Below are 19,845 nucleotides of genomic sequence, written 5' to 3' on the forward strand. Positions count from 1 at the left end.
ACATGGTCAAGTACCTACGATAAAGTAAGGTACTTACCAAATGGGAAGTATTGGAATCGCAAGGAGCAAGAGATGGCAGCGAAGAAGCCCTACAACTGCGGCATCGGCCCCGCGTTCGAGGTCATCGGCGGCAAGTGGAAAGCCGTCATCCTGTGGGAGCTGCACCTGCAGCCCTACCGCTTCGGCGAGCTGAAGCGGCTGCTGCCCGAGGTCAGCGAGAAGATGCTGATCCAGCAGCTGCGCGAGATGGAAACCGACGGCCTCGTGCACCGCGAGGTGTTCCACGAAGTGCCGCCGCGCGTCGAGTATTCCGAGACCTCGCTCGGCGCCACGCTCAATGCGGCGCTGGGGCCGCTGGCCGACTGGGGCGACCGCTATGCCAAGCGCGTGGCGGCAGCGCGCAAGCAGGCCGAAGCGGCGAAGTAAGACCGGCGCCTCTGAAGGCGCGAAGAAACCGTAGCGAGCGCCCCGAGGTCGCGTCGAGGACCGGAACCGTACTCCCGTACGGTGAGGACCGCAGATGCGAGATCGGGACGCGCAGTAGGTTTATTGCGCCTTCAGTCGGCCCAGCCGGTTTCGATTTCTGTTTTCACTTCGGTCATCAGCTTGTGCACCGGGCACTTGCCCGCCACGCGCAGCAGCTCGTCGCGCTGCGCCTCGGTCAGCTCACCCGTCAGGCGCAGGCCCGATTTCAGGCGGTAGATGCCCTTGCGTTCCTCGCTGTCGTCGCGATCGATCACGACCTCGATGTCTTCCACCGGAATGCCCTTGCGGCGCGCGTAGAGCAGCACCGTGAGCGCCTTGCAGGCCGCCAGCGACGCGTCGTACAGGTCGTGCGGCTCGGCACCGCCGTCGCCGCCACCGCCCGCGGGCGAGGCATCGACGGGGATCTCGTGGTTGCGGATCTTGAGGATGTGGCGCGTGCCGGTGGTGCCGTCGCGGCGGATCGAGAGGGTCATGCCGATGTCCTTGAAGGGGTGAAAAGAAAGCTCAGGCCAAGTCTTTCACATACAGGATGGTCGTGAATCCGCTGTGCCATTCGAGGTCGGGGTAGCGGCCGGCTTCGCGGTAGCCGAGCGCGCCATACAGGCCCTTGCTCTGCGTGTTGAAGGTGTCGGTCTCCAGCCGCGCCTGCGCCACGCCGTCGGCGCGCATGCCGGCTTCGGCAAAGGCCATGAGCGCGCGGGCGATGCCCTTGCGCTGGTGCGCGGCGGGCACGTGCAGGGCCTGCACGAAGTCGTGCTCCCAGTGCACCATGCCGACCACCTCGCCCTCGAGTTCCGCCACGAAGAAGGCCGGGCCGCTCTCGTCGATGTAGCCCACGGGCTCGCCGCTGTCGGCATAGGCATTGGCGGCCTCGGGCGTGAGCTGCGGCAGCCAGGTGCTCGCGAAGGTGTCGTCGAGGATGGCCTTCACCGCATCGAAGTCGGCCAGGCGCCAGGGCCGGATGGCAATGACGGCGGCGCTCACCGGTCCACCGCCAGCATCAGCGTTTCCTTGATCTCTTCCATCACCACGTAGCTGTGCGACTCGGCCGCCACCGGCAGCTTCTTGAGGATGTCGCCCAGCAGGTGCCGGTACTCGCTCATGCCGCTCAGGCGCGCCTTCACGAGGTAGTCGAAGCTGCCCGACACCAGGTGGCATTCGAGCACCTCGGGCATGTGCAGCAGCTCCTGCTTCACCTTGTCGAACACGTCGCCCGACTTGGCCGAGAGCTTGATCTCCACGAACACCAGTAGCGTCTTGCCCAGCGCCTCGGGCGACACGTGCGCGTGGTAGCCGGTGATGACGCCGTCGCGCTCCATGCGCTTGACGCGCTCGGCGCAGGGCGAGGCCGACAGGCCGATGCGCTCGGCCAGTTCGGTCATGGAAATGCGGCCCTGGCGCTGCAGCAGGTCGAGGATCTTGCGGTCGATTCGGTCGAGTTCGGGCATTTCACTCCGCGCGGGGCCTTGGACGGTTTTCGGCAGCGATTTTCACGGCCAAAGACCTAAAAACAATGGAATCCACTGCATTGTGCACTTTAGATTCACATCATTCCATTCAGATCAGCGGATACACCATGAAAGTCATCGTTCTCGGCGGCGGCGTGATCGGCACCACCACGGCGTACTACCTCGCGCGCTCCGGCGCCGAAGTCACCTTGCTCGACCGGCAGGCCGGCGCGGCCGAGGAAACGAGCTTCGGCAACGCCGGCCAGGTGTCGCCCGGCTACTCGACGCCGTGGGCCGCGCCCGGCATTCCGCTGAAGGCGATCAAGTGGATGTTCCAGAAGCACGCGCCGCTGTCGATCCGACCCGACGGCACGCTGTTCCAGCTGCGCTGGATGGCCGCGATGCTGCGCAACTGCTCGCCCGAGCGCTATGCGGTCAACAAGGAACGCATGATGCGCGTGGCCGAATACAGCCGCGGCTGCCTGCAGCAGCTGCGCGCCGACACCGGCCTGCAGTACGAGCACCGCACCGGCGGCACGCTGCAGCTGTTCCGCACGCAGGCGCAACTCGACGCGGTGCAGCGCGACATCGCCGTGCTCGAGGAATGCGGCGTGCCTTATGAACTGCTCGACCGCGACGCTCTGGCGCGCGTCGAACCCGGCCTGGCCGGCGCGCGCGAGCGCCTCACGGGCGGCCTGCGCCTGCCCAACGACGAAACCGGCGACTGCCACCTGTTCACGCGCGGCCTCGCCGAGATCGCGCACGGCCTGGGCGTGGACTTCCGCTTCGGCCAGACCATCGACGGCCTGGAGACCGACGGCGGCCGCATCACCGGCGTGCGCACGCGCGCCGGCAAGGTCCTCACGGCCGACCGCTATGTGATGGCCTTCGGCAGCTACTCGCGCGCCGCCATCGCCTCGCTGGGCCTCGACATCCCCGTGTACCCGGTCAAGGGCTACTCGCTCACGGTGCCGCTGCTCGACGAATCGCTCGCACCGCAATCGACCGTGCTCGACGAAACCTACAAGGTGGCCGTCACGCGCTTCGACAACCGCATCCGCGTGGGCGGCATGGCCGAGCTCGGCGGCTTCGACCTGCGCCTGAACCCGGCGCGTCGCGCCACGCTCGAGAAGGTCGTGAGCGACCTGTTCCCGGGCGGCGACCTGCCCAACGCCAGCTTCTGGACCGGCCTGCGCCCGATGACGCCCGACAGCACGCCCATCGTCGGCGCCACGCGCTACCCCAACCTGTTCCTGAACACAGGCCACGGCACGCTGGGCTGGACCATGGCCTGCGGCTCGGGCAAGCTGATCTCGGACCTCGTGACGGGCCAGCGGCCGGAGATCCGCACGGACGGGTTGGCGATGGACCGCTACACGCAAGGGCCGTCGCGTTCGGCGCGCCCGAACCCGACGACGGCGCCGGCCTGACCGACGCCTGGGAGGCGACGGGCCGCGCAGGCCCGCGCTGACCTACTCGTCGCTCGCGTCGTTGCCCGTCATCGCGAGCACCTCTTCGACAAAGGCCTCGAAGCGCGGCAACGCGGCAGGCAGCCCGTCGGGCGAAGCCGCCTCGCCCGCATCGAAAAAATGCGGCGCATCGGCGGGCATGGCAACCCATTCCCCGCCCTCGACCAACAGCCCCAGATACCCCTGCGCCGTCGGCAGGTAGAACAGCCCCGCGCTCTCGAGCGTGCGCTGGCCTTCAGCCTCGCCGCGCCCCCAGCGCACGCCGTGGCGCGCGAGGTGGTCGCTGATCCAGCCGTCGCACACGTGCGTGTCGCGCCAATTGGCCTGGCCATCGAATACGGCGAGCACGGGCATGGGGCGTCCTTCACTGAAGCGTGGTGGATTACTGCAGGAAGCTGGGCTTGGCGTAGCCCTGGAACTTGCTGTCGACCACCGTCTTGAACTCCTTCGAGCGGTAGGCGTCGGCGATGTCCTTGGCCCAGGCGGCGTTCTTGTCGGCGCTCTTCACGGCGACCACATTCAGGTAGTAGTCGGGCGTCTTCTCGAGCACCACGGCCTCGGTGAGCTTCAGGCCCGACGAGATCGCGAAGTTGCCGTTGACGATGGCGTACTCGGTGTCGCCCAGCGAACGCGGCAGCTGCGCGGCCTCGAGCGGAATGAACTTGAGCTTCTTCGGGTTCTCGGCCACGTCCTTCTCGGACGCGCGCAGCGGATCGATGCCGGCCTTGATCGTGACCAGCTTGTTCTGCTCCAGCAGCACCAGCGCGCGCGCTAGGTTGCTCGGGTCGTTCGGCAGCGTCACGCGGTCGCCTTCCTTCACGTCGGCCAGCGTCTTGCGCTTGGTCGAGTACACGCCCATGGGCGCGATCGGGCCCTGCACCAGCTCGGCGAGGTCCAGCTTCTGGTCGGCCGAGAACTTCTGCAGGTAGACCCGATGCTGGAAGAAATTGGCGTCGAGCGAGCCCTGGGCCAGCGCGAGGTTGGGCTGCACGTAGTCGTTGAACTCGACCAGCTTCACCTTGTAGCCCTTCTTCTCGAGGATCGGAATGATGCCGGCCTTGAGCTGGTCGGCGTTGGAGCCGGCGGTGCCGCCGATCACGAGGTTCTTCTTGGCGTCCTGCGCCTGCGCCGACAGCGAGAGGCCGCCGAGCGACAGCGCGACGAGGGAAACGGCGAGGACGGAACGGCGCAGCAGTGCGGTTTTCATGGAATGAGCAGAAAAATGAAGGGGAAAAGAAGGAAACGAATCAACGCTTGTCGAGCCGGCGCGCCGTGGTGTTGCCCACGAACTGCAGGATCTGCACCAGCACCACGAGCAGCGCCACGGTGAGCACCATCACGTCGGTCTGGAAGCGGTAGTAGCCGTAGCGGATCGCCAGGTCGCCGATGCCGCCGCCGCCCACCACGCCGGCAATCGCCGAGTACGACAGGAAGCTCACGGCCAGCACGGTGAGCGCGAGCACCAGGCCCGAGCGCGCCTCGACGATCAGCACGCGCCAGACGATCTGCAGCTCCGACGCGCCCATGGCATGCGCCGCCTCGATCACGCCGCGCGGCACCTCGCGCAGGCACTGGTCGACCAGCCGCGCAAAGTACGGAATGGCCGCGAACGACAGCGGCACCGCGGCCGCCAGCGGCCCGATGGAGGTGCCCGCGATGATCCGCGTGAACGGCACCAGCGCCACCAGCAGGATGATGAACGGGAAGGAACGCACCGTGTTCACGATCCAGTTGAGGACGTGGAACGCCGGCTTGTTCTCGAGCGACTGGCCGGGCCCCAGCAGGAACAGCAGGATGCCCAGCGGCCCGCCGATGAGCACCGCCGCCGACAGGCCGATGGCCAGCATCAGGAAGGTCTGGCCCGTGGCCGTCCACAGCTCGGGAAGGATGGGGGTGATGTTCTCAAACATAGGCCAGCTCCTGCGCGTTGCGCTGTGCGGTCGCCACGCGCGGCGCCACGGGTTCGCGCGCCTCGCGTTCGCGGCGGCGCACCAGTTCGTCGATCTCGCGGCCCAGCGCGGTCTTGCGTTCCTCGCTCGGCGCATCGACGGCGAACTGCTCGATGAGCCGGCCCTTTTCGAGGATGGCCACGTTGCGGCACAGCACCTCGACCACCGAGAGCTCGTGCGTGACGATCACGATGGTCACGCCGATCTTCTGGTTGATGTCGCGCAGCGTCTCGAGCAGTGCGCGGGTGGTTTCGGTGTCGAGCGCCGAGGTCGGCTCGTCGCACAGCAGCACCTGCGGGCGCGGCGCCAGCGCGCGGGCGATGGCCACGCGCTGCTTCTGGCCGCCCGAGAGCTGGGCCGGGTAGGTGTCGATCTTCTCGGCCAGGCCGACGAGGTCGAGGCACTCGCGCACCCGCTCGTTGATCTCGGCCTTCGAATGACGACCGTGGATCTTCAAGGGGAAGGCCACGTTGTCGAACACCGTGGCGTTCTGCAGCAGGTTGAACTGCTGGAAGATCATGCCGATGTTCTGGCGCGTGTCGCGCAGCTCGCGGCGCGAGAGCGTCGTGAGGTCGCGCCCGCCGACGAACACCTGGCCCGCGTCGGGCCGCTCCAGCAGGTTGATGAGGCGCAGCAAGGTCGACTTGCCGGCGCCGCTCTTGCCGATCAGGCCGAACACGTCGCCCTGCTGGATATCGAGCGAGAGCGATTGCACGGCGTCGAACACCTCGCCGCTGGGCAAGGCAAACGACTTCTGCACCGATTGAAGACGGATGACCGGCGCCGCGTTGCCGCGTGCCGCATCAGGCGAAGGGAAGGTCATGAAAGAAGGCGCGGGCCGCACAGGCGCGACCGCGCAGGTTCGCAAAAAGGTGCCGAGTATGAAAAGAAACAAGCCGAAAGGGAACGAACAAATCGGCTCGTGCTTATATGAAAAATCGGATAAGAAAGACCACATGAGGCGAGTGGACGCCATATCGATATGAGGATTGGTTCGTTCCCGATCCGCGGCGGCAATGCCACATTCGGCGCCTTCATTTCTTCGATTTCGCGCCACCATGCATTCCACTTTCCGCCGCCGCGGCCTCACGCTCGCCACCCTCGCCACCCTCGTCACCGCCCTTTTCGCTGGCAACGCCGCCTTTGCGCAGGACAACAAGAACACCGTCAAGGTCGGCATTTCCGTCGGCAGCGCCGAGCAGGTGTTCGAGGTGGTCAAGAAGGTCGCCGCCAAGGACGGCCTGACCGTCCAGGTCGTGGTGTTCAACGACTACCAGCTGCCCAACGCGGCGCTGGCCGCCGGCGACCTGGACGCCAACGCCTTCCAGCACCAGCCCTTCCTGGACAACCAGATCAAGGCGCGCGGCTTCGACCTCGTGCCCGTGGGCCTGACCATCACCGCGCCGCTGGGCTTCTACTCGCGCAAGATCAAGTCGATCGACCAGCTGGCCGACGGCGCCTCGGTCGGCATCCAGAACGACCCCTCGAACGGCAACCGCGCCCTGCTGCTGCTGCAACAGGCCAAGCTCATCACCCTCAAGCCCGAGGCCGTGAAGAACAACAACGCCACGCCGCTGGACGTGGTGACCAACCCCAAGAAGCTCAAGCTGGTGTCGCTGGACGCCGCCCAGCTGCCGCGCTCGCTCGACGACCTGGCCATTTCAGCCATCAACAACGACTACGCCGAGAAGGCCGGCTTGTCCTTCGGCAAGGACGCCGTCATCAAGGAATCGGCCCAGAGCCCCTACGCCAACCTGATCGCCGTGCGCCGCGCCGACAAGGACAAGCCCTGGGCCAAGCGCCTCGTGGCGGCCTACCAGTCGCCGGAGGTGCGCAGCTTCATCGAGACGCAGTTCAAGGGGTCGTTGATTCCGGCGTTCTGATTTCGGTGCCCGCGCCTTCCCCCCGAGAGGGAAGGCGCAATACAGGGGCGCTGCCTGGCGGGTTGGCGGACCGTGAGAAAATGACGGGTTCCCCCGAACACCAACCTCACACAGTCAGGACACCCCATGGACGCAGAACAGATCAACCAAATCGGCGCAATGCTCGCGGACCTGAGCGTCCGTACGGTCGATTTACGGAGGTATCTTTGACTACGATGCCAAAGCTGAACGACTGAGGACAGTCAACGCATCGCTCGAAGACCCGAACGTCTGGAACGACCCCAAGAAGGCCCAGGAACTGGGCAAGGAAAAGAAGTCGCTCGACGACGTGGTCGTCACGCTCGACCGGCTCACCAACGGGCTGTCGGACAACACCGAGCTCTTCGAAATGTCGAAGGAAGAAGGCGACCTCGACGGCCTGCAGGCCATTGCCGATGACGCCGCCACGCTCGAAGCCGACATCAAGCAGCTCGAATTCCGCCGGATGTTCAACAACCCGGCCGACCCGCTGAACGCTTTCGTCGACATCCAGGCCGGCGCCGGTGGCACCGAGGCCTGCGACTGGGCCAGCATGCTGCTGCGCCAGTACCTGAAGTACGCCGAGCGCAAGGGCTTCAAGACGCAGATCGAAGACGAAACGCCCGGCGACACCGCCGGCATCAAGGGCGCGACCATCAAGGTCGAGGGCGACTACGCCTTCGGCCTGCTGCGCACCGAGACCGGCGTGCACCGCCTGGTGCGCAAGTCGCCGTTCGACTCGTCGGGCGGGCGCCACACCAGCTTCGCATCGATCTTCGTGTACCCCGAGATCGACGACTCGATCGAGATCGAGATCAACCCTTCCGACGTGCGCACCGACACCTTCCGCGCCTCGGGCGCCGGCGGCCAGCACATCAACAAGACCGACTCGGCCGTGCGCCTGACGCACATCCCGACCGGCATCGTGGTGCAGTGCCAGGACGGCCGCAGCCAGCACAGCAACCGCGACGTGGCGTGGAAACGCCTGCGCTCGCGCCTGTACGACCACGAGATGCGCAAGCGCCAGGAAGAGCAGCAAAAGCTCGAGGACAGCAAGACCGATGTGGGCTGGGGCCACCAGATCCGCAGCTACGTGCTGGACAACAGCCGCATCAAGGACCTGCGCACCAACGTCGAAGTCTCGGCCACCCAGAAGGTGCTCGACGGCGACCTCGACGTGTTCATTGAAGCGTCGCTCAAGCAAGGCGTCTGACCGATGAGCCTGAACACCGGCAGGGTCGAAGCCCTGATCTTCGACATGGACGGCACCATGATCGACTCCATGCCCTGGCATGCGCGCTCGTGGGTGACCTTCGCGCAGCGCCACGGCGTGCAGCTCGACGTGAGCGAGATCCTCGCGCGCACCACGGGCCGCACCGGCACCGAGAGCATGCGCGAGTTGTTCGAGCGCGAGCTCTCCGATGCCGAGTGCCAGGCGATGGTGCACGAGAAGGAAGAGATCTACCGCGAGCTCTTTCACGACAACTTCACCGAAGTGGCGGGCTTCACCGCCTTCGCCAAGGCCGCGGTGGCACGCGGCCTGAAGGTGGCGGTGGGCACAGCCGGCGACAGGCACAACATCGCGTTCGCCATGTCGCGCCTGAAGATGGACCCGCTGCCGCTGGCCATCGTCGGCGGCGACGAAGGCTTTTCGGGCAAGCCCACGCCCGCGATCTTCCTGGAAGCCGCACGCCGCATCGGTGTGGCGCCCGAGCGCTGCATCGTCTTCGAAGACGCGCCCTTCGGCATCGAAGCCGCCCGCCGCGGCGGCATGCGCGCCGTGGCCGTGTGCAGCACCCATACGGCCGCCGAGCTGGCCGGCCCCCACGTGATCGCCGCCGTTCGCGACTACAACGAACTGGCCCATTCGAATTTTCTGGAGACCCTCGATGCTGCTTCAGCGTGACGCCCAAGGGCAACCCATTGCCATCCGCCGCGAAGACTATGCCGCGCCGGCGTTCTGGATCGACACCGTCGACCTGACCTTCGACCTCGACCCCGCCAAGACCCGCGTGCTCAACCGCATGCAGCTGCGCCGCAACCCCGAGGTGCCGGCCCAGCCGCTGCGCCTGGACGGCGACGAGCTCAACCTGGCGCGCGTGCTCGTGAACGGCCAGGGCGCCTCGTTCCGCATGGAAGGCGACCAGCTCGTCATCGACGGCCTTCCCGATGCGTTCGAGCTCGAACTCTTCACCACCTGCTGCCCCATCAAGAACACCAAGCTGATGGGCCTGTTCGTGAGCGAAGACACCTTCTTCACGCAGTGCGAGGCCGAGGGCTTTCGCCGCATCACCTACTTCCTCGACCGTCCCGACGTGATGGCGATGTACACCGTCACGCTGCGCGCCAGCAAGGCCGCCTACCCGGTGCTGCTGTCGAACGGCAACCTGGTCGACCAGGGCGAGCTGCCCGAGGGCCGCCACTTCGCCAAGTGGGTCGACCCCTTCAAGAAACCCAGCTACCTGTTCGCCCTGGTGGCGGGCAAGCTCGTGGCGCGCGAGCAGCGCATCACCGCGCGCAGCGGCAAGGAACATCTGCTGCAGGTGTACGTGCGCGCCGGCGACCTCGACAAGACCGAGCACGCCATGAACTCGCTGGTCAACTCCGTGCTGTGGGACGAAGCCCGCTTCGGCCTGCCGCTGGACCTGGACCGCTTCATGATCGTGGCCACCAGCGACTTCAACATGGGTGCCATGGAGAACAAGGGCCTGAACATCTTCAACACGAAGTACGTTCTGGCCAACCAGGCCACCGCCACCGACGCCGACTACAGCAACATCGAAAGCGTGGTCGGCCACGAGTACTTCCACAACTGGAGCGGCGACCGCGTGACCTGCCGCGACTGGTTCCAGCTGTCGCTGAAAGAAGGCCTCACCGTCTTCCGCGACCAGGAGTTCAGCCAGGACCTGTGCGCCGACGCCTCGGCCCGCGCCGTCAAGCGCATCGAAGACGTGCGCGTGCTGCGCACCGCCCAGTTCCCCGAAGACGCAGGCCCCATGGCCCACCCGGTGCGGCCCGACAGCTACATCGAGATCAGCAACTTCTACACCGTCACCATCTACGAAAAGGGTGCCGAGGTCGTTCGCATGATGCAGACGCTGGTCGGCCGCAAGGGCTTCGAAAAGGGCATCACCCTGTACTTCGAGCGCCACGACGGCCAGGCCGTGACCTGCGACGATTTCGCCCAGGCCATTGCCGACGCCAACCCCGATTCCGAACTGGCCCGCCTGCTGCCCCAGTTCAAGCGCTGGTACAGCCAGGCCGGCACGCCCCGCCTGGCCGCGCACGGCGTGTACGACGCGCAGAACCGCAGCTACACCCTGAGCGTGGTGCAAAGCTGCCCGCCCACGCCGGGCCAGCAGACCAAGGAACCCTTCGTCATTCCGCTGAACATCGGCCTGCTCGACGCCGCCACCGGCCGCGAGCTGCCCATGCAGCTCGAGGGCGAAAGCGACGTCGCACGCGGCACCCGCACCATCGTGCTGTCGCGCGCCGGCGAGCAGATCACCTTCGTGGGCCTGGACGCCGAGCCCGTGCCGTCGATCTTGCGCGGCTTCAGCGCGCCGGTGATCCTCGACTTTGCGTACACCGACGCCCAGCTGCTCACCCTGCTGGCCAACGACCCCGATCCGTTCAACCGCTGGGAAGCCGGCCAGCGCCTGGGCCTGCGCGCCGCGCTGCAAGCCATTGCCGCGCACGCCACCGACACCACGCCGGTGCTCAACGACGCCTACCTCGACGCCATGCGCGGCGTACTGCGCCACCCGCAGCTCGACGCCGCCTTCAAGGAACTGGTGCTCACGCTGCCGTCGGAAACCTACATTGCCGAACAGCTCGACGTGGTCGATCCGCAGCGCGTGCACCTCGTGCGCGAAGCCATGCGCGCCCAGCTCGCCACCGCCCTCTTCGCCGACTGGGAACAGGCCTACGAAGACAACAAGGACACCGGCGCCTACACGCCCGACCCGACCTCGTCGGGCCGCCGCGCGCTGGCCGGCATGGCGCTCAACTTCCTGTGCCTGGCGGCGCGCGCCTCGGGCGACACCGTGTGGCCCGGCAAGACCCTGCAGCGCTTCAAGGACGCGGGCAACATGACCGACCGCTTCAACGCGCTCAACGCCCTCGTGTCGTCGGGCCACACCCTGGCGGCGCAGGCGCTCGCGCGCTTCCACGCCATGTTCAAGGACGAGGCGCTGGTCATCGACAAGTGGTTCTCGCTGCAGGCCGGTGCCAGCGACCGCGGCGGCGACATCCTGCCGCTGGTGAAGCAGCTCATGAAGCACCCCGACTTCTCGCTGAAGAACCCCAACCGCGCACGCAGCGTGATCTTCAGCTACTGCAGCGGCAACCCCGGCGCCTTCCACCGCGCCGACGCCGCCGGCTACGTGTTCTGGAGCGAGCGCGTGATCGAGCTCGACGCCATCAACCCGCAAGTGGCCGCACGCCTGGCGCGCGCGCTCGACCGCTGGAGCAAGCTGGCCGAGCCGTACCGCAGTGCCGCACGCGAAGCGATTGCCCGCGTGGCCGCCAAGCCCGACCTGAGCAAGGACACCCACGAAGTCGTCACTCGCGCCCTTGCCGGTAATTGAGCTCTCCCCCAGGCTTCGCGCACTTCGTGTCGCTTCTCCAACCCCCTCACCGGGGGCAACACCAGCGGCCCGGCAAAGCCGGTTCCGCGGTGTTCCACGAACAGACCCTCTCATTTGGATAGGACAGATCCCATGACACAGCAAAAAATCTCCTTCACCCGCTACCTCGTCGAGCAGCAACGCGCCGACGGCCTCATTCCCGGCCAGCTGCGCCTGTTGCTCGAAGTGGTCGCCCGCGCCTGCAAGAGCATCAGCCAGGCCGTCAACAAGGGCGCGCTGGGTGGCGTGCTCGGCACCGCCGAGAGCGAGAACGTGCAGGGCGAAATCCAGAAGAAGCTGGACATCATCGCCAACGAAGTGCTCATTGAAGCCAACGAATGGGGCGGCCACCTCGCGGCCATGGCCAGCGAAGAGATGGAAACCATCCACGTGGTGCCCAACCGCTACCCGCAGGGTGAATACCTCCTGATGTTCGACCCGCTCGACGGCAGCAGCAACATCGACGTCAACGTGAGCATCGGCACCATCTTCAGCGTGCTGAAGAAGCCCGACGACACCCCCGGCGTGCAGGAAGCCGACTTTCTGCAGCCCGGCAGCCAGCAAGTGGCCGCCGGCTACTGCATCTACGGCCCGCAGACCACCCTGGTGCTCACCGTGGGCAACGGCGTGGCCATGTTCACGCTCGACCGCGAGCAAGGCAGCTTCGTGCTCACGCAGGAAGACATCCAGATTCCGGCCGACACCAAGGAATTTGCCATCAACATGAGCAACATGCGCCACTGGGACGAGCCCGTGAAGCGCTACATCGACGAATGCCTGGCCGGCAAGGAAGGCCCGCGTGGCAAGGACTTCAACATGCGCTGGATTGCCAGCATGGTGGCCGACGTGCACCGCATCCTGATGCGCGGCGGCGTCTTCATGTACCCGTGGGACAAGCGCGAGCCCGAAAAGGCCGGCAAGCTGCGCCTGATGTACGAGGCCAACCCCATGAGCTGGCTCGTCGAGCAGGCCGGCGGCGCCGCCACCAACGGCAAGCAGCGCATCCTCGACCTGAAGCCCACCAAACTGCACGAGCGCGTGAGCGTGATGTTGGGTTCGCGTCACGAAGTGGAGCGTTTGACGCAGTACCACGCCGAGAAGCCTTGATTTCTTGGCTATAATCTGAGGCTTCGCCGGTGTAGCTCAGTCGGTAGAGCAGCTCATTCGTAATGAGAAGGTCGGGTGTTCGATTCATCTCTCCGGCACCAAATAAAAAGCCCCTGATTCGCAAGGATCAGGGGCTTTTTGCTGCGCGGACTAGAAATTACGGCCGATAAGGGCCCGAAATCAATGCGGCCCCACCGGCTCAAGGCTGCGAAGTCGTTCTATCAGAGCCAGATTCTTCGTATGAGCGTGTTCGCCATAGTGCACTTCGCGATGGCACGCTGGGCACAGCGCGGCCACGAACTGCGGATGATCCGGCCCTCCATCAGATACACGCGTGGTGTGATGCGGCTCTAAGTACGGCGACCCGCCACTTCGATGAAACGGCGCCGGCTCCTTGCAAAGCTCACATTTCCCTGCTGCACGCAAAAGCACATAGTCCCGCACCGCGCGGCTACGGTCATAGACCGTCCGGCTTCCCTTTGTGCTGTCTTTTGCGCCATCGACCTTGGACGCGGCAATTGCCCTGTTTCGAGACTCTTGCAGCGTCAGCTCCTCAGCAGAATCCTCCGCTGCAGCAAGCTCCAGTTGTTCAAGACGCGTGACCGGCACCAGCCGAAAAATGATTGCATCTCGAAGCGCTTTCTTCTTGTCCAGCGCACGAACCCAGTCATGCCCCTGGTACACAAATTCGCCGAGATACTTTTGGCCCTTGCCTTTGCCAATGGTCCGAAACAAGTGCAGCGCTTTTCCTCTGGCTGAGTGGTCGCGAACTGCCTTGTTGCCGCGAACAAACTGCATGTCGCCTTCTTGGCCTTCGCCTGAGAAAAAGAAGGTGCCCTCGTCGTCGAATCGATCGGCATAGCCATACTGCTCGCCGCTATCGCCAGTGAACAAGAACGTCACCGGTGCTTGCGCCGAATCAGAAATTCCGCCTTGCCGACCGCCGCCAAACGGGTCATTGAGGTCTGGCCAGCGCCGATAAATCTTCCCAAGAACAAAAGATGGAAGCGGCCCGGCGATTGGGAGTGAAGGTGTTTTGCTAGCCACGTCGGCTCACCGAGAAACCGATTTGGCTGTTCCCAATTCGACACTGGTCCTTCGATTTGGAAGAAATCGCAGCGCACTGCACTCCGCGATTTACACCGAAATAGCCTGGCATCACCCGCCCCTCGTTAACGATTGACTACACTTTAACGTCAATCACTTGGCAGTTAACGATTGGGCGCCTTTCAGGCAACCATTGTTTCCTCGTTTCTTGGGTGGTCGCTTGCTTGCGAATTCATGGAGCAACGTTGCAGAGCCGAAGGCCCGCGATCGGCGTGACAAGACCTTGCGCGGCTACAAGGCCCGGCTCAAGGCAGACCCGAAGAACGCCACTGCAGAGGCGGACCTGATCATCAAGAACACCTACCGCACGCTGATGACGCGAGGCATGAAGGGGTGCTACGTCTACTGCAGCGACGAGGAGACCGCGAGCGACTTCCGCGCGCGGTTGTCGTCCCCCGCCGCGCTCACGTAGGCGCCGACGCGTCCGCTGCGTTGATCCGTCTCAGCAGTTGCTGCGCAAGCTCTGCGACTTCGCCAGCCAGGTCTGATGCGATCCACATCACGTGGTCTCGGTGCACGGCACCGATCGCGTCGAACCATTCACTGCAGTCTCCGTAGCAACAGCTCAGCAGCGATTGCAGCTGGGACAACTTCTTCTCGAGAAGGTCGGCGGCGTCGGGGCAGGTTGCCCTGAGGGAATCGGGCGTGGTTTGCCCGGCGATAATTTGATCAGCCATTTGGTGTGCGTCCTTTCCGAGGTGTTGCACGTCACTTGGTCAGACGGTCAGGGTGTTAGCGCACCCTGGCCGTCGCCTTTTGTGCCTCACATCGACATCGCTGCGGTGTGCATCGATGTCCCGCCGTGAGGCGCGGCGGTCGTTCAAATGTAGGGAGAGAAGCGCGTCAGCGGAAGCCTCTCACGGTGAACAAATGAGGACTCGCGTCGACTTGTAGTGGCACACGCAAAGACGATCGCCGTGCGAATCGCGCACCGGCCTCAACCAGCCCCCGCAGCCCACGCCTCCACCCGCCGCACCAACGCATCCCGCCGCGCCGCCACCTCCGCCAGCAGGTACTGCCGCGCCTGCTCTTGCGCCACATCGCTCGACAGAAACCACTGCTCGCGCTCGGCGCTGCCTTGCGGTGGCGGAGTGCCCCACCCTGCTTCGCCATTCGCGCCTCTGAACGCTTCGGTCATGGGCAGGCGGCCGTCGGTCTTGCCGATGCTCGACAGCGCATCGGGCGGACCGTCGAGCGCGATGCGCACGTGCACGACGCTCTCGCCTTCGGTGCGGATCGATGCGCCCAGCCCGCCCTCGCGGTGCACGCGCCACAGCTCGGCCGCGGAGGCGTTGCGGACCCAGCTCTCCAGGGCGCGGACCAGGCTCTCGAGAATGATTTGTTGGTTCATGAGGAATATTTCACACGTTTCTGTCTGGTGTCGGCAAGCGGCCACGGTGCGATGGGGCCAAAAAGCCGTTGTAACTTCTTGCCTTGGCGCCTGCGCTATATTTCTTGGCATGGAAAAGGCATCCGACATAGGCAAACCCACGGTTCCGATCGATCTGATCGGGCCGGAGCATTGGGTCCGTTCACGGCGCGGCCCTCGCCGTACGACGAAGGTGCTCTTCATCTTGCTCGGCGGGCTCGCAGCAGCCACAGCAGTGGCTTACAGCTTCTTCGGCGCGGGGCGCTGAACACAAACAAGCAAGCCACTCGCGCCTTCATTCACCCACACACGCATCGCTCGCACACCGCGAGCCGCACAAGGCAAAGCCCGCTGTCCGTTGATCCAACGGGCAGCGGGCTTTTCTCTTTGTGCGCGCAGCGCTACTGCAGCCGCGAGCCGCGCGGCAGGCGCTTTGCCAGCCACTCGTGCACGTCCGCGCGGATGTTGCGGCCTTCGAGCAGGAAGTTCTCGAAGCGGCTCGGCACGTACGGCAGGTAGACCAGCGGCATGCCCGCTTCTTCGGGCGTGCGCGCGGCCTTGCGGTTGTTGCAGACAGCGCAGGCGCTGACGAGGTTGGTCCAGCTCCACGGGCCGCCGCGCGACTCGGGCATGACGTGTTCGCACTGCAGGTCGCGGTCGGCGAACACCTGTGCGCAGTAGGCGCAGGTGTGGCGGTCGCGGCGCAGCAGCTTGGCCTTGGTCACGCCGGGCACGACGTCGAAGAGGTTGATCTTCGACGCACCGCGCAGCGCGATGATGGGCGCGACGTCGATGCGCGACTGCACACCGCGCGCCACGTTGAAGCCGCCGCGCAGCGTGGCCAGCGGCAGCGCGCCGTCTTCCCAGGCCACGTTGCCGGTGGCGTAGTGCAACACCGCCTGCTCCAGCGAGATCCAGGCTTGCGGCGTGCCCTGAATATCGAGTTGCAGGACGTGTGAATGCATGACGAATCGCCTCCCTTCGTGGCGATGGCTTGTGGTGAACGGATGGGGTGCACGAACGGAATCGAACCGTTGTCAGCGGGACCACAACCCGCGGCTCTGCCATTGAGCTACACGCACCATTGAAGAAACAGAAGACGGGCAGTGCTGAGCTGCTACCACTCGCCCGACGCGCGCACGCGCTGGTCGAGGTCGAGGCTGTCGAGTGGCGCCTCGCTGCCGCCCGGCAATGCCGACGCGCGATCCGCCACGTAGCGCGGCCCGAGCCCCACGCCGAAGCGCTGGGCCAGCGACCACACCATGTGCCTGCGCGGCAGCGGTGCCGGGTGCACGGCGATCATCCGGATCGGTGTGTTGCGCTTGCGCATGAGGGCCTCCTTGGTGAGTGACGAAAAAAGAAAGTAATAACTCGAAAAATGTCCGGTGACGGGTTCCGGCGCCGCCCTATCTTTGCGGCCGGTTTCCGCGGGCGGGCCACGCGTTGGCATGGCCCGGTCCCGCTCGGGTGTGGTCCGTGTGGCAGGAGTTGAACCTGCGACCCTCTGGTCCCAAACCAGATGCGCTACCAGGCTGCGCCACACACGGAAGAAAAACAAACAACGCCTGCCCGCGCTTTCCATTTCGGTTGTGTCCTCACGCGACGGGCCGCGCGCTGGGCGCGGCCCCGTCGAACGTCGCTGCACAGGAGTGATCAACTCATGCACATCCCGCCAGACCGTCGACGCGGCAATTTCTGGCGGTGGGGTGAAGGCACACCCGAAATGGAAAGCGGCAAAAACAAAAAGGCCCGGAACCTTGCGGTGTCCGGGCCTCTTTGCGAGAGAGCTTGAGAGATGCGCGCCTACGCGCGACCTCCACCCGGGGGCACCTGATGAGCCTCGAACTGACCGCCCACGCGCAGACGGGCTGCGGCTTTGGCGGCGTACGCGGTGTTCAGGTGCGAAGACAACGACAGGGGCGACGGCATGTCGAAACCATGGCAGAACCCGACGCGCACGAGCGGTCGGCCCGAGGCGGGTCGATGGCTGGTGAGGATCAGTGCGGTGTTCACGATGGTTCCTGGTCAAAAATTGCCGCTGTCGGCTGTAAGGGGTTGGAAAAAAGGGACGGCTGGTGCCGTGAATTGGAGGCAACTGTAAAGAGTGTTTACGGCGACGTCAACAACCGGGACAATCTTTTCTTGTCTTGTTGTTGTTTTTAAACAGTGCCCCATACCACCGTCGCGCGCCGCCGCAATGCGCTTGTGCTGCATCGCCGCTTTCTCGAGGACGCCGTCGCGGCGGGCCTGCCCGCCAAGGGGCTCGACCAGGCGTTCGCGCGCAAGCTCGAAATCTCTCCGAGCATGTGGAGCCAGATCAAGAGTGCGCGGCCCATCGGCGACAAGCTCGCACGGCAGATCGAACGGCACTGTGACGTGGCCGCCGGCTGGCTCGACGAAGACAACACTGCGCCTTCAGAAGCACCGCCCGATGCGGCGGAAGAGCGCTTCGTGGCCGCCGCGCGTGAGGCGTGGCGCCAAGCCAATGCGAAGGGAAAGCGGGAGCTCAGCGGCTGGCTGAAGAAGCACGCGCAGGAGAAGAAGGCGCTCGAGCCTGCCGACGGCCCTGCGCCGGCGCCCTAGCCTTGCTCAGGCCTTCAGGCCTTGCCAGCGGGCTCGGCAGCAGCCAGCGCCGGCGCATCGCGCAGGATGGCCGCACGCATGTCGTCCGGCACGGCGATGGCGCGGTGGGTGTCGAGCGAGGTCGTCACCAGCACCTGCCGCACCTGCATGCGCACCTCGCCCGTGGTGGGCTCGAAGCAGCGCAACGACAGCGTGATCGAGCGCGAGCCCAGCTGTGCCACCGAGAGGCCGAGCATCACCTGGTCGCCCATGCGGCTCACGGCGCGAAAGTCGGCGTCGAGCTTCACGGTCGGCAGGCCGACGCGGCGCTCGCCGATCAGTGCGTGGTAGCCCACGCCGAGCCCCTCGCTCACCCAGTCTTCGACCAGGCCGTTGAGCATCACGAAGTACTGCGGATAGAAGACGATGCCCGCCGGGTCGCAGTCGGAAAAGCGGATCAGGCGCGGGCGCTGGAACTCCACACCACCGCCCTCGCCGCTCATGCGCGGTCCTCGACCGCGCCGTCGCCGCGCATCACGTGCACGCGCAGCAGCCCGAGCTGGTTGTGCATCTGCTTGACAGTCTTCATGTCCAGGCCCGAGAACATCTCGAGGATCCACTGCTCGTGCTCGGTGGCCATGGCCTCGAAGGCGTTGCGGCCTTCGGGCGTGAGGCTCACGATCCAGGCGCGGCGGTCGTCGGGGCTGGGCGCGCGCGCCACCATGCCTTCGCGCTCGAGTTCGTCGGTCAGGCCGGTGACGTTGCCGCCGGTCACCATCAGGTAGCGCGAGAGCACGCGCATCTTCAGGCCGTCTTCGTAGCGGTACAGCTGCGCCATGTAGTCGAAGCGCGCCAGCGAGATGCCGAAGCGCTCGCGCAGCCGGCGCCGGATCTCGGCCTCGATCTGCGTGGTGCTCGCGAGCATGCGCAGCCACAGCTTGAGCATGGCGTGGTCTTCATGGCCGGCGCGGGCTTCGTGGCCGAGTTCTTCGGCGTCGCTCAGCACGGCGTGGGAGGCATCGTTGCGACTCATGTGACTTCTCCTCCGGAAACGGAGATCGACTGGCCCGTGACCGACGCGGCACCTTCGCCGCACAGCCAGCGCACGGCATCGGCCACTTCGGCCGGCTGCACGATGCGCTTTTGCGGGTTCACGCTGGAGAACTCGGCCAGCGCATCGGCTTCGCTGCGGCCGGTCTTGCCGACCACGTTGGCGACGCTGTTGCGCAGGATGTCGGTGTCGGTGTAGCCCGGGCACACGGCGTTCACGGTGATGCCCTTGCGCGCCACTTCGAGCGCCAGCGCGCGCGTGAGGCCGATCACGCCGTGCTTGGCCGCCGTGTAGGCCGACACGTAGGCGTAGCCCTTCTGCCCCGCCGTGCTGGCGATGTTGACGATGCGGCCCCAGCCGGCGTCGAGCATGTCGGGCAGTGCGGCCTGCGCGCACAGGAAGCTGCCGGTGAGGTTGACCGACAGCATGCGCTGCCACAGCTCGACCGAGGTCTTCAGGAACGGCGCGCTCTCGGCAGCGCCCGCGTTGTTGACCAGCACGGTCACCGCCCCGCGCTCGGCCCGCGCCTGCGCAAAGGCCGACTGAACAGCCTCCGGGTCGGCCACGTCGGCCGCCACCACGCCGTGGCCGCTGCCCGCCAGGGTCTCGGCCACGCGCTGCAGGGCCTGCGCGTCGCGGCCCAGCAAGGTCAGCACTGCCCCCTGGGCAGCGAGGGTGCGGGCGATCTCTGCGCCGATGCCGCGAGCGGCGCCGGTGACGAGGGCATGACGGCCAGTGAGCGAATTTGTGTGCATACCTGAATGGTTT

Annotated in this window: 26 protein-coding genes and 3 tRNA genes; 12 read left to right on the forward strand and 17 right to left on the reverse strand. The window is 65.7% G+C overall.

The annotated features are described in order from the left end of the window. Positions 1 to 72 precede the first annotated feature (72 nt). Positions 73 to 426 carry a winged helix-turn-helix transcriptional regulator gene (locus tag FFI97_RS17035; RefSeq protein WP_062473331.1) on the forward strand — a complete coding sequence of 118 codons (354 nt, stop codon included), beginning with the start codon at positions 73 to 75 and terminating at the stop codon, positions 424 to 426. A 131-nt stretch (positions 427 to 557) separates the two neighbouring features. Here the strand turns inward: FFI97_RS17035 and FFI97_RS17040 are convergent, their stop codons facing one another. Genes FFI97_RS17040 through FFI97_RS17050 form a run of 3 tightly spaced genes read right to left on the reverse strand, consistent with a single transcriptional unit; the run spans position 558 to position 1,934 of the window. Next, positions 558 to 959 carry an OsmC family protein gene (locus FFI97_RS17040; protein WP_139702019.1) on the reverse strand — a complete coding sequence of 134 codons (402 nt, stop codon included), beginning with the start codon at positions 957 to 959 and terminating at the stop codon, positions 558 to 560. Positions 960 to 990: 31 nt separating this feature from the next. Then, the gene (locus tag FFI97_RS17045) at positions 991 to 1,470 is read right to left on the reverse strand and encodes a GNAT family N-acetyltransferase (protein WP_139702018.1); all 480 of its coding nucleotides are present in this window, start codon (positions 1,468 to 1,470) and stop codon (positions 991 to 993) included. Continuing rightward, a complete protein-coding gene (locus tag FFI97_RS17050; protein WP_062473326.1) occupies positions 1,467 to 1,934 on the reverse strand; it encodes a winged helix-turn-helix transcriptional regulator in 468 nt (155 codons plus the stop codon). Before FFI97_RS17050 ends, FFI97_RS17045 begins: the two co-directional genes overlap by 4 nt. Positions 1,935 to 2,062: 128 nt before the next feature. Between FFI97_RS17050 and FFI97_RS17055 the strand changes: the two genes are divergently transcribed. Next, on the forward strand, positions 2,063 to 3,364 hold the full coding sequence (locus tag FFI97_RS17055) for a D-amino acid dehydrogenase (RefSeq protein WP_139702017.1): 1,302 nt from the start codon (positions 2,063 to 2,065) through the stop codon (positions 3,362 to 3,364). A gap of 42 nt (positions 3,365 to 3,406) precedes the next feature. Here the strand turns inward: FFI97_RS17055 and FFI97_RS17060 are convergent, their stop codons facing one another. Genes FFI97_RS17060 through FFI97_RS17075 form a run of 4 tightly spaced genes read right to left on the reverse strand, consistent with a single transcriptional unit; the run spans position 3,407 to position 6,175 of the window. After that, positions 3,407 to 3,757 carry a hypothetical protein gene (locus FFI97_RS17060; protein WP_144004475.1) on the reverse strand — a complete coding sequence of 117 codons (351 nt, stop codon included), beginning with the start codon at positions 3,755 to 3,757 and terminating at the stop codon, positions 3,407 to 3,409. A gap of 28 nt (positions 3,758 to 3,785) precedes the next feature. Continuing rightward, positions 3,786 to 4,610, reverse strand: coding sequence for a MetQ/NlpA family ABC transporter substrate-binding protein (locus tag FFI97_RS17065; protein ID WP_070062374.1), 825 nt, complete (start codon positions 4,608 to 4,610; stop codon positions 3,786 to 3,788). Positions 4,611 to 4,650: 40 nt separating this feature from the next. After that, entirely contained in the window at positions 4,651 to 5,313 is a 663-nt protein-coding gene (locus FFI97_RS17070; protein ID WP_095746360.1) for a methionine ABC transporter permease, read from the reverse strand. Next, positions 5,306 to 6,175 carry a methionine ABC transporter ATP-binding protein gene (locus FFI97_RS17075; RefSeq protein WP_139702016.1) on the reverse strand — a complete coding sequence of 290 codons (870 nt, stop codon included), beginning with the start codon at positions 6,173 to 6,175 and terminating at the stop codon, positions 5,306 to 5,308. The genes FFI97_RS17070 and FFI97_RS17075 overlap by 8 nt, the downstream gene beginning before the upstream one ends. Positions 6,176 to 6,410: 235 nt before the next feature. Between FFI97_RS17075 and FFI97_RS17080 the strand changes: the two genes are divergently transcribed. From FFI97_RS17080 to FFI97_RS17105, 6 genes are all read left to right on the forward strand, one after another. Then, complete coding sequence (locus FFI97_RS17080) at positions 6,411 to 7,235, forward strand: MetQ/NlpA family ABC transporter substrate-binding protein (RefSeq protein ID WP_070062372.1); 825 nt, start codon at positions 6,411 to 6,413, stop codon at positions 7,233 to 7,235. A 126-nt stretch (positions 7,236 to 7,361) separates the two neighbouring features. Next, positions 7,362 to 8,466 (forward strand): peptide chain release factor 2 gene (gene prfB, locus FFI97_RS17085; protein ID WP_139702015.1). Its coding sequence is split into 2 segments (ribosomal slippage): positions 7,362 to 7,442 and positions 7,444 to 8,466, totalling 1,104 coding nucleotides; the frame shifts between segments, so codons are not numbered across the junction. 3 nt (positions 8,467 to 8,469) lie between these two features. After that, a complete protein-coding gene (locus FFI97_RS17090) occupies positions 8,470 to 9,159 on the forward strand; it encodes an HAD family hydrolase (protein ID WP_070062371.1) in 690 nt (229 codons plus the stop codon). Further along, a complete protein-coding gene (gene pepN / locus FFI97_RS17095; protein ID WP_139702014.1) occupies positions 9,143 to 11,842 on the forward strand; it encodes an aminopeptidase N in 2,700 nt (899 codons plus the stop codon). Before FFI97_RS17090 ends, pepN begins: the two co-directional genes overlap by 17 nt. Before the next feature lie 132 nt (positions 11,843 to 11,974). Further along, a complete protein-coding gene (locus tag FFI97_RS17100) occupies positions 11,975 to 12,988 on the forward strand; it encodes a class 1 fructose-bisphosphatase (RefSeq protein ID WP_139702013.1) in 1,014 nt (337 codons plus the stop codon). A 25-nt stretch (positions 12,989 to 13,013) separates the two neighbouring features. Continuing rightward, a tRNA-Thr gene (locus FFI97_RS17105) sits at positions 13,014 to 13,089 on the forward strand. 79 nt (positions 13,090 to 13,168) lie between these two features. Here the strand turns inward: FFI97_RS17105 and FFI97_RS17110 are convergent. Continuing rightward, positions 13,169 to 14,035, reverse strand: coding sequence for an HNH endonuclease signature motif containing protein (locus tag FFI97_RS17110; RefSeq protein WP_260685037.1), 867 nt, complete (start codon positions 14,033 to 14,035; stop codon positions 13,169 to 13,171). A 220-nt stretch (positions 14,036 to 14,255) separates the two neighbouring features. On the opposite strand from FFI97_RS17110, the gene FFI97_RS17115 reads away from it, so the two are divergent. Continuing rightward, positions 14,256 to 14,507, forward strand: coding sequence for a DUF2075 domain-containing protein (locus FFI97_RS17115; RefSeq protein ID WP_260685038.1), 252 nt, complete (start codon positions 14,256 to 14,258; stop codon positions 14,505 to 14,507). Here the strand turns inward: FFI97_RS17115 and FFI97_RS17120 are convergent. Beyond that, positions 14,500 to 14,772, reverse strand: coding sequence for a hypothetical protein (locus FFI97_RS17120; RefSeq protein WP_139702011.1), 273 nt, complete (start codon positions 14,770 to 14,772; stop codon positions 14,500 to 14,502). The genes FFI97_RS17115 and FFI97_RS17120 overlap by 8 nt on opposite strands. Before the next feature lie 260 nt (positions 14,773 to 15,032). Then, complete coding sequence (locus tag FFI97_RS17125; protein WP_139702010.1) at positions 15,033 to 15,446, reverse strand: hypothetical protein; 414 nt, start codon at positions 15,444 to 15,446, stop codon at positions 15,033 to 15,035. 109 nt (positions 15,447 to 15,555) lie between these two features. On the opposite strand from FFI97_RS17125, the gene FFI97_RS33615 reads away from it, so the two are divergent. After that, positions 15,556 to 15,732, forward strand: coding sequence for a hypothetical protein (locus FFI97_RS33615; protein ID WP_157627325.1), 177 nt, complete (start codon positions 15,556 to 15,558; stop codon positions 15,730 to 15,732). A gap of 133 nt (positions 15,733 to 15,865) precedes the next feature. Here FFI97_RS33615 and FFI97_RS17130 read toward each other — a convergent pair whose 3' ends face one another. From FFI97_RS17130 to FFI97_RS17145, 4 genes are all read right to left on the reverse strand, one after another. After that, entirely contained in the window at positions 15,866 to 16,429 is a 564-nt protein-coding gene (locus FFI97_RS17130; protein WP_062473294.1) for an HNH endonuclease, read from the reverse strand. Between the two features lie 43 nt (positions 16,430 to 16,472). Continuing rightward, positions 16,473 to 16,546: transfer RNA gene (locus FFI97_RS17135), tRNA-His, on the reverse strand. Positions 16,547 to 16,581: 35 nt separating this feature from the next. Then, positions 16,582 to 16,794, reverse strand: a complete 213-nt coding sequence (locus tag FFI97_RS17140; RefSeq protein ID WP_139702009.1) for a short-chain dehydrogenase — start codon at positions 16,792 to 16,794, stop codon at positions 16,582 to 16,584. 140 nt (positions 16,795 to 16,934) lie between these two features. Then, positions 16,935 to 17,011: transfer RNA gene (locus tag FFI97_RS17145), tRNA-Pro, on the reverse strand. Positions 17,012 to 17,297: 286 nt separating this feature from the next. Here FFI97_RS17145 and FFI97_RS17150 point away from each other — a divergent pair. Further along, positions 17,298 to 17,627, forward strand: a complete 330-nt coding sequence (locus tag FFI97_RS17150; protein WP_139702008.1) for a hypothetical protein — start codon at positions 17,298 to 17,300, stop codon at positions 17,625 to 17,627. Between the two features lie 3 nt (positions 17,628 to 17,630). Further along, positions 17,631 to 18,047 carry a hypothetical protein gene (locus FFI97_RS17155; RefSeq protein WP_139702007.1) on the forward strand — a complete coding sequence of 139 codons (417 nt, stop codon included), beginning with the start codon at positions 17,631 to 17,633 and terminating at the stop codon, positions 18,045 to 18,047. 14 nt (positions 18,048 to 18,061) lie between these two features. Here the strand turns inward: FFI97_RS17155 and FFI97_RS17160 are convergent, their stop codons facing one another. From FFI97_RS17160 to FFI97_RS17170, 3 genes are read right to left on the reverse strand one after another with little or no spacing between them, the layout of a single operon-like run. After that, the gene (locus tag FFI97_RS17160; protein WP_139702006.1) at positions 18,062 to 18,529 is read right to left on the reverse strand and encodes an acyl-CoA thioesterase; all 468 of its coding nucleotides are present in this window, start codon (positions 18,527 to 18,529) and stop codon (positions 18,062 to 18,064) included. Next, entirely contained in the window at positions 18,526 to 19,059 is a 534-nt protein-coding gene (locus tag FFI97_RS17165) for a MarR family winged helix-turn-helix transcriptional regulator (protein WP_062473285.1), read from the reverse strand. The genes FFI97_RS17160 and FFI97_RS17165 overlap by 4 nt, the downstream gene beginning before the upstream one ends. Next, a complete protein-coding gene (locus FFI97_RS17170; protein WP_139702005.1) occupies positions 19,056 to 19,832 on the reverse strand; it encodes an SDR family NAD(P)-dependent oxidoreductase in 777 nt (258 codons plus the stop codon). Before FFI97_RS17170 ends, FFI97_RS17165 begins: the two co-directional genes overlap by 4 nt. Positions 19,833 to 19,845 lie beyond the last annotated feature (13 nt).

It is taken from the genome of Variovorax sp. KBS0712 (assembly GCF_006323185.2).
Taxonomy (GTDB): Bacteria; Pseudomonadota; Gammaproteobacteria; order Burkholderiales; family Burkholderiaceae_C; genus Variovorax; species Variovorax boronicumulans.

Excerpts from the sequence above, each read along its gene's own strand:
- FFI97_RS17035 (WP_062473331.1), top strand. The coding sequence starts at position 73 with ATGGCAGCGAAGAAGCCCTACAACTGCGGCATCGGCCCCGCGTTCGAG.
- FFI97_RS17040 (WP_139702019.1), bottom strand. The coding sequence starts at position 959 with ATGACCCTCTCGATCCGCCGCGACGGCACCACCGGCACGCGCCACATC.
- FFI97_RS17050 (WP_062473326.1), bottom strand. The coding sequence starts at position 1,934 with ATGCCCGAACTCGACCGAATCGACCGCAAGATCCTCGACCTGCTGCAG.
- FFI97_RS17055 (WP_139702017.1), top strand. The coding sequence starts at position 2,063 with ATGAAAGTCATCGTTCTCGGCGGCGGCGTGATCGGCACCACCACGGCG.
- FFI97_RS17060 (WP_144004475.1), bottom strand. The coding sequence starts at position 3,757 with ATGCCCGTGCTCGCCGTATTCGATGGCCAGGCCAATTGGCGCGACACG.
- FFI97_RS17065 (WP_070062374.1), bottom strand. The coding sequence starts at position 4,610 with ATGAAAACCGCACTGCTGCGCCGTTCCGTCCTCGCCGTTTCCCTCGTC.
- FFI97_RS17070 (WP_095746360.1), bottom strand. The coding sequence starts at position 5,313 with ATGTTTGAGAACATCACCCCCATCCTTCCCGAGCTGTGGACGGCCACG.
- FFI97_RS17075 (WP_139702016.1), bottom strand. The coding sequence starts at position 6,175 with ATGACCTTCCCTTCGCCTGATGCGGCACGCGGCAACGCGGCGCCGGTC.
- FFI97_RS17080 (WP_070062372.1), top strand. The coding sequence starts at position 6,411 with ATGCATTCCACTTTCCGCCGCCGCGGCCTCACGCTCGCCACCCTCGCC.
- FFI97_RS17090 (WP_070062371.1), top strand. The coding sequence starts at position 8,470 with ATGAGCCTGAACACCGGCAGGGTCGAAGCCCTGATCTTCGACATGGAC.
- pepN (WP_139702014.1), top strand. The coding sequence starts at position 9,143 with ATGCTGCTTCAGCGTGACGCCCAAGGGCAACCCATTGCCATCCGCCGC.
- FFI97_RS17100 (WP_139702013.1), top strand. The coding sequence starts at position 11,975 with ATGACACAGCAAAAAATCTCCTTCACCCGCTACCTCGTCGAGCAGCAA.
- FFI97_RS17120 (WP_139702011.1), bottom strand. The coding sequence starts at position 14,772 with ATGGCTGATCAAATTATCGCCGGGCAAACCACGCCCGATTCCCTCAGG.
- FFI97_RS17125 (WP_139702010.1), bottom strand. The coding sequence starts at position 15,446 with ATGAACCAACAAATCATTCTCGAGAGCCTGGTCCGCGCCCTGGAGAGC.
- FFI97_RS33615 (WP_157627325.1), top strand. The coding sequence starts at position 15,556 with ATGGAAAAGGCATCCGACATAGGCAAACCCACGGTTCCGATCGATCTG.
- FFI97_RS17130 (WP_062473294.1), bottom strand. The coding sequence starts at position 16,429 with ATGCATTCACACGTCCTGCAACTCGATATTCAGGGCACGCCGCAAGCC.
- FFI97_RS17140 (WP_139702009.1), bottom strand. The coding sequence starts at position 16,794 with ATGCGCAAGCGCAACACACCGATCCGGATGATCGCCGTGCACCCGGCA.
- FFI97_RS17150 (WP_139702008.1), top strand. The coding sequence starts at position 17,298 with ATGAGCCTCGAACTGACCGCCCACGCGCAGACGGGCTGCGGCTTTGGC.
- FFI97_RS17160 (WP_139702006.1), bottom strand. The coding sequence starts at position 18,529 with ATGAGCGGCGAGGGCGGTGGTGTGGAGTTCCAGCGCCCGCGCCTGATC.
- FFI97_RS17165 (WP_062473285.1), bottom strand. The coding sequence starts at position 19,059 with ATGAGTCGCAACGATGCCTCCCACGCCGTGCTGAGCGACGCCGAAGAA.
- FFI97_RS17170 (WP_139702005.1), bottom strand. The coding sequence starts at position 19,832 with ATGCACACAAATTCGCTCACTGGCCGTCATGCCCTCGTCACCGGCGCC.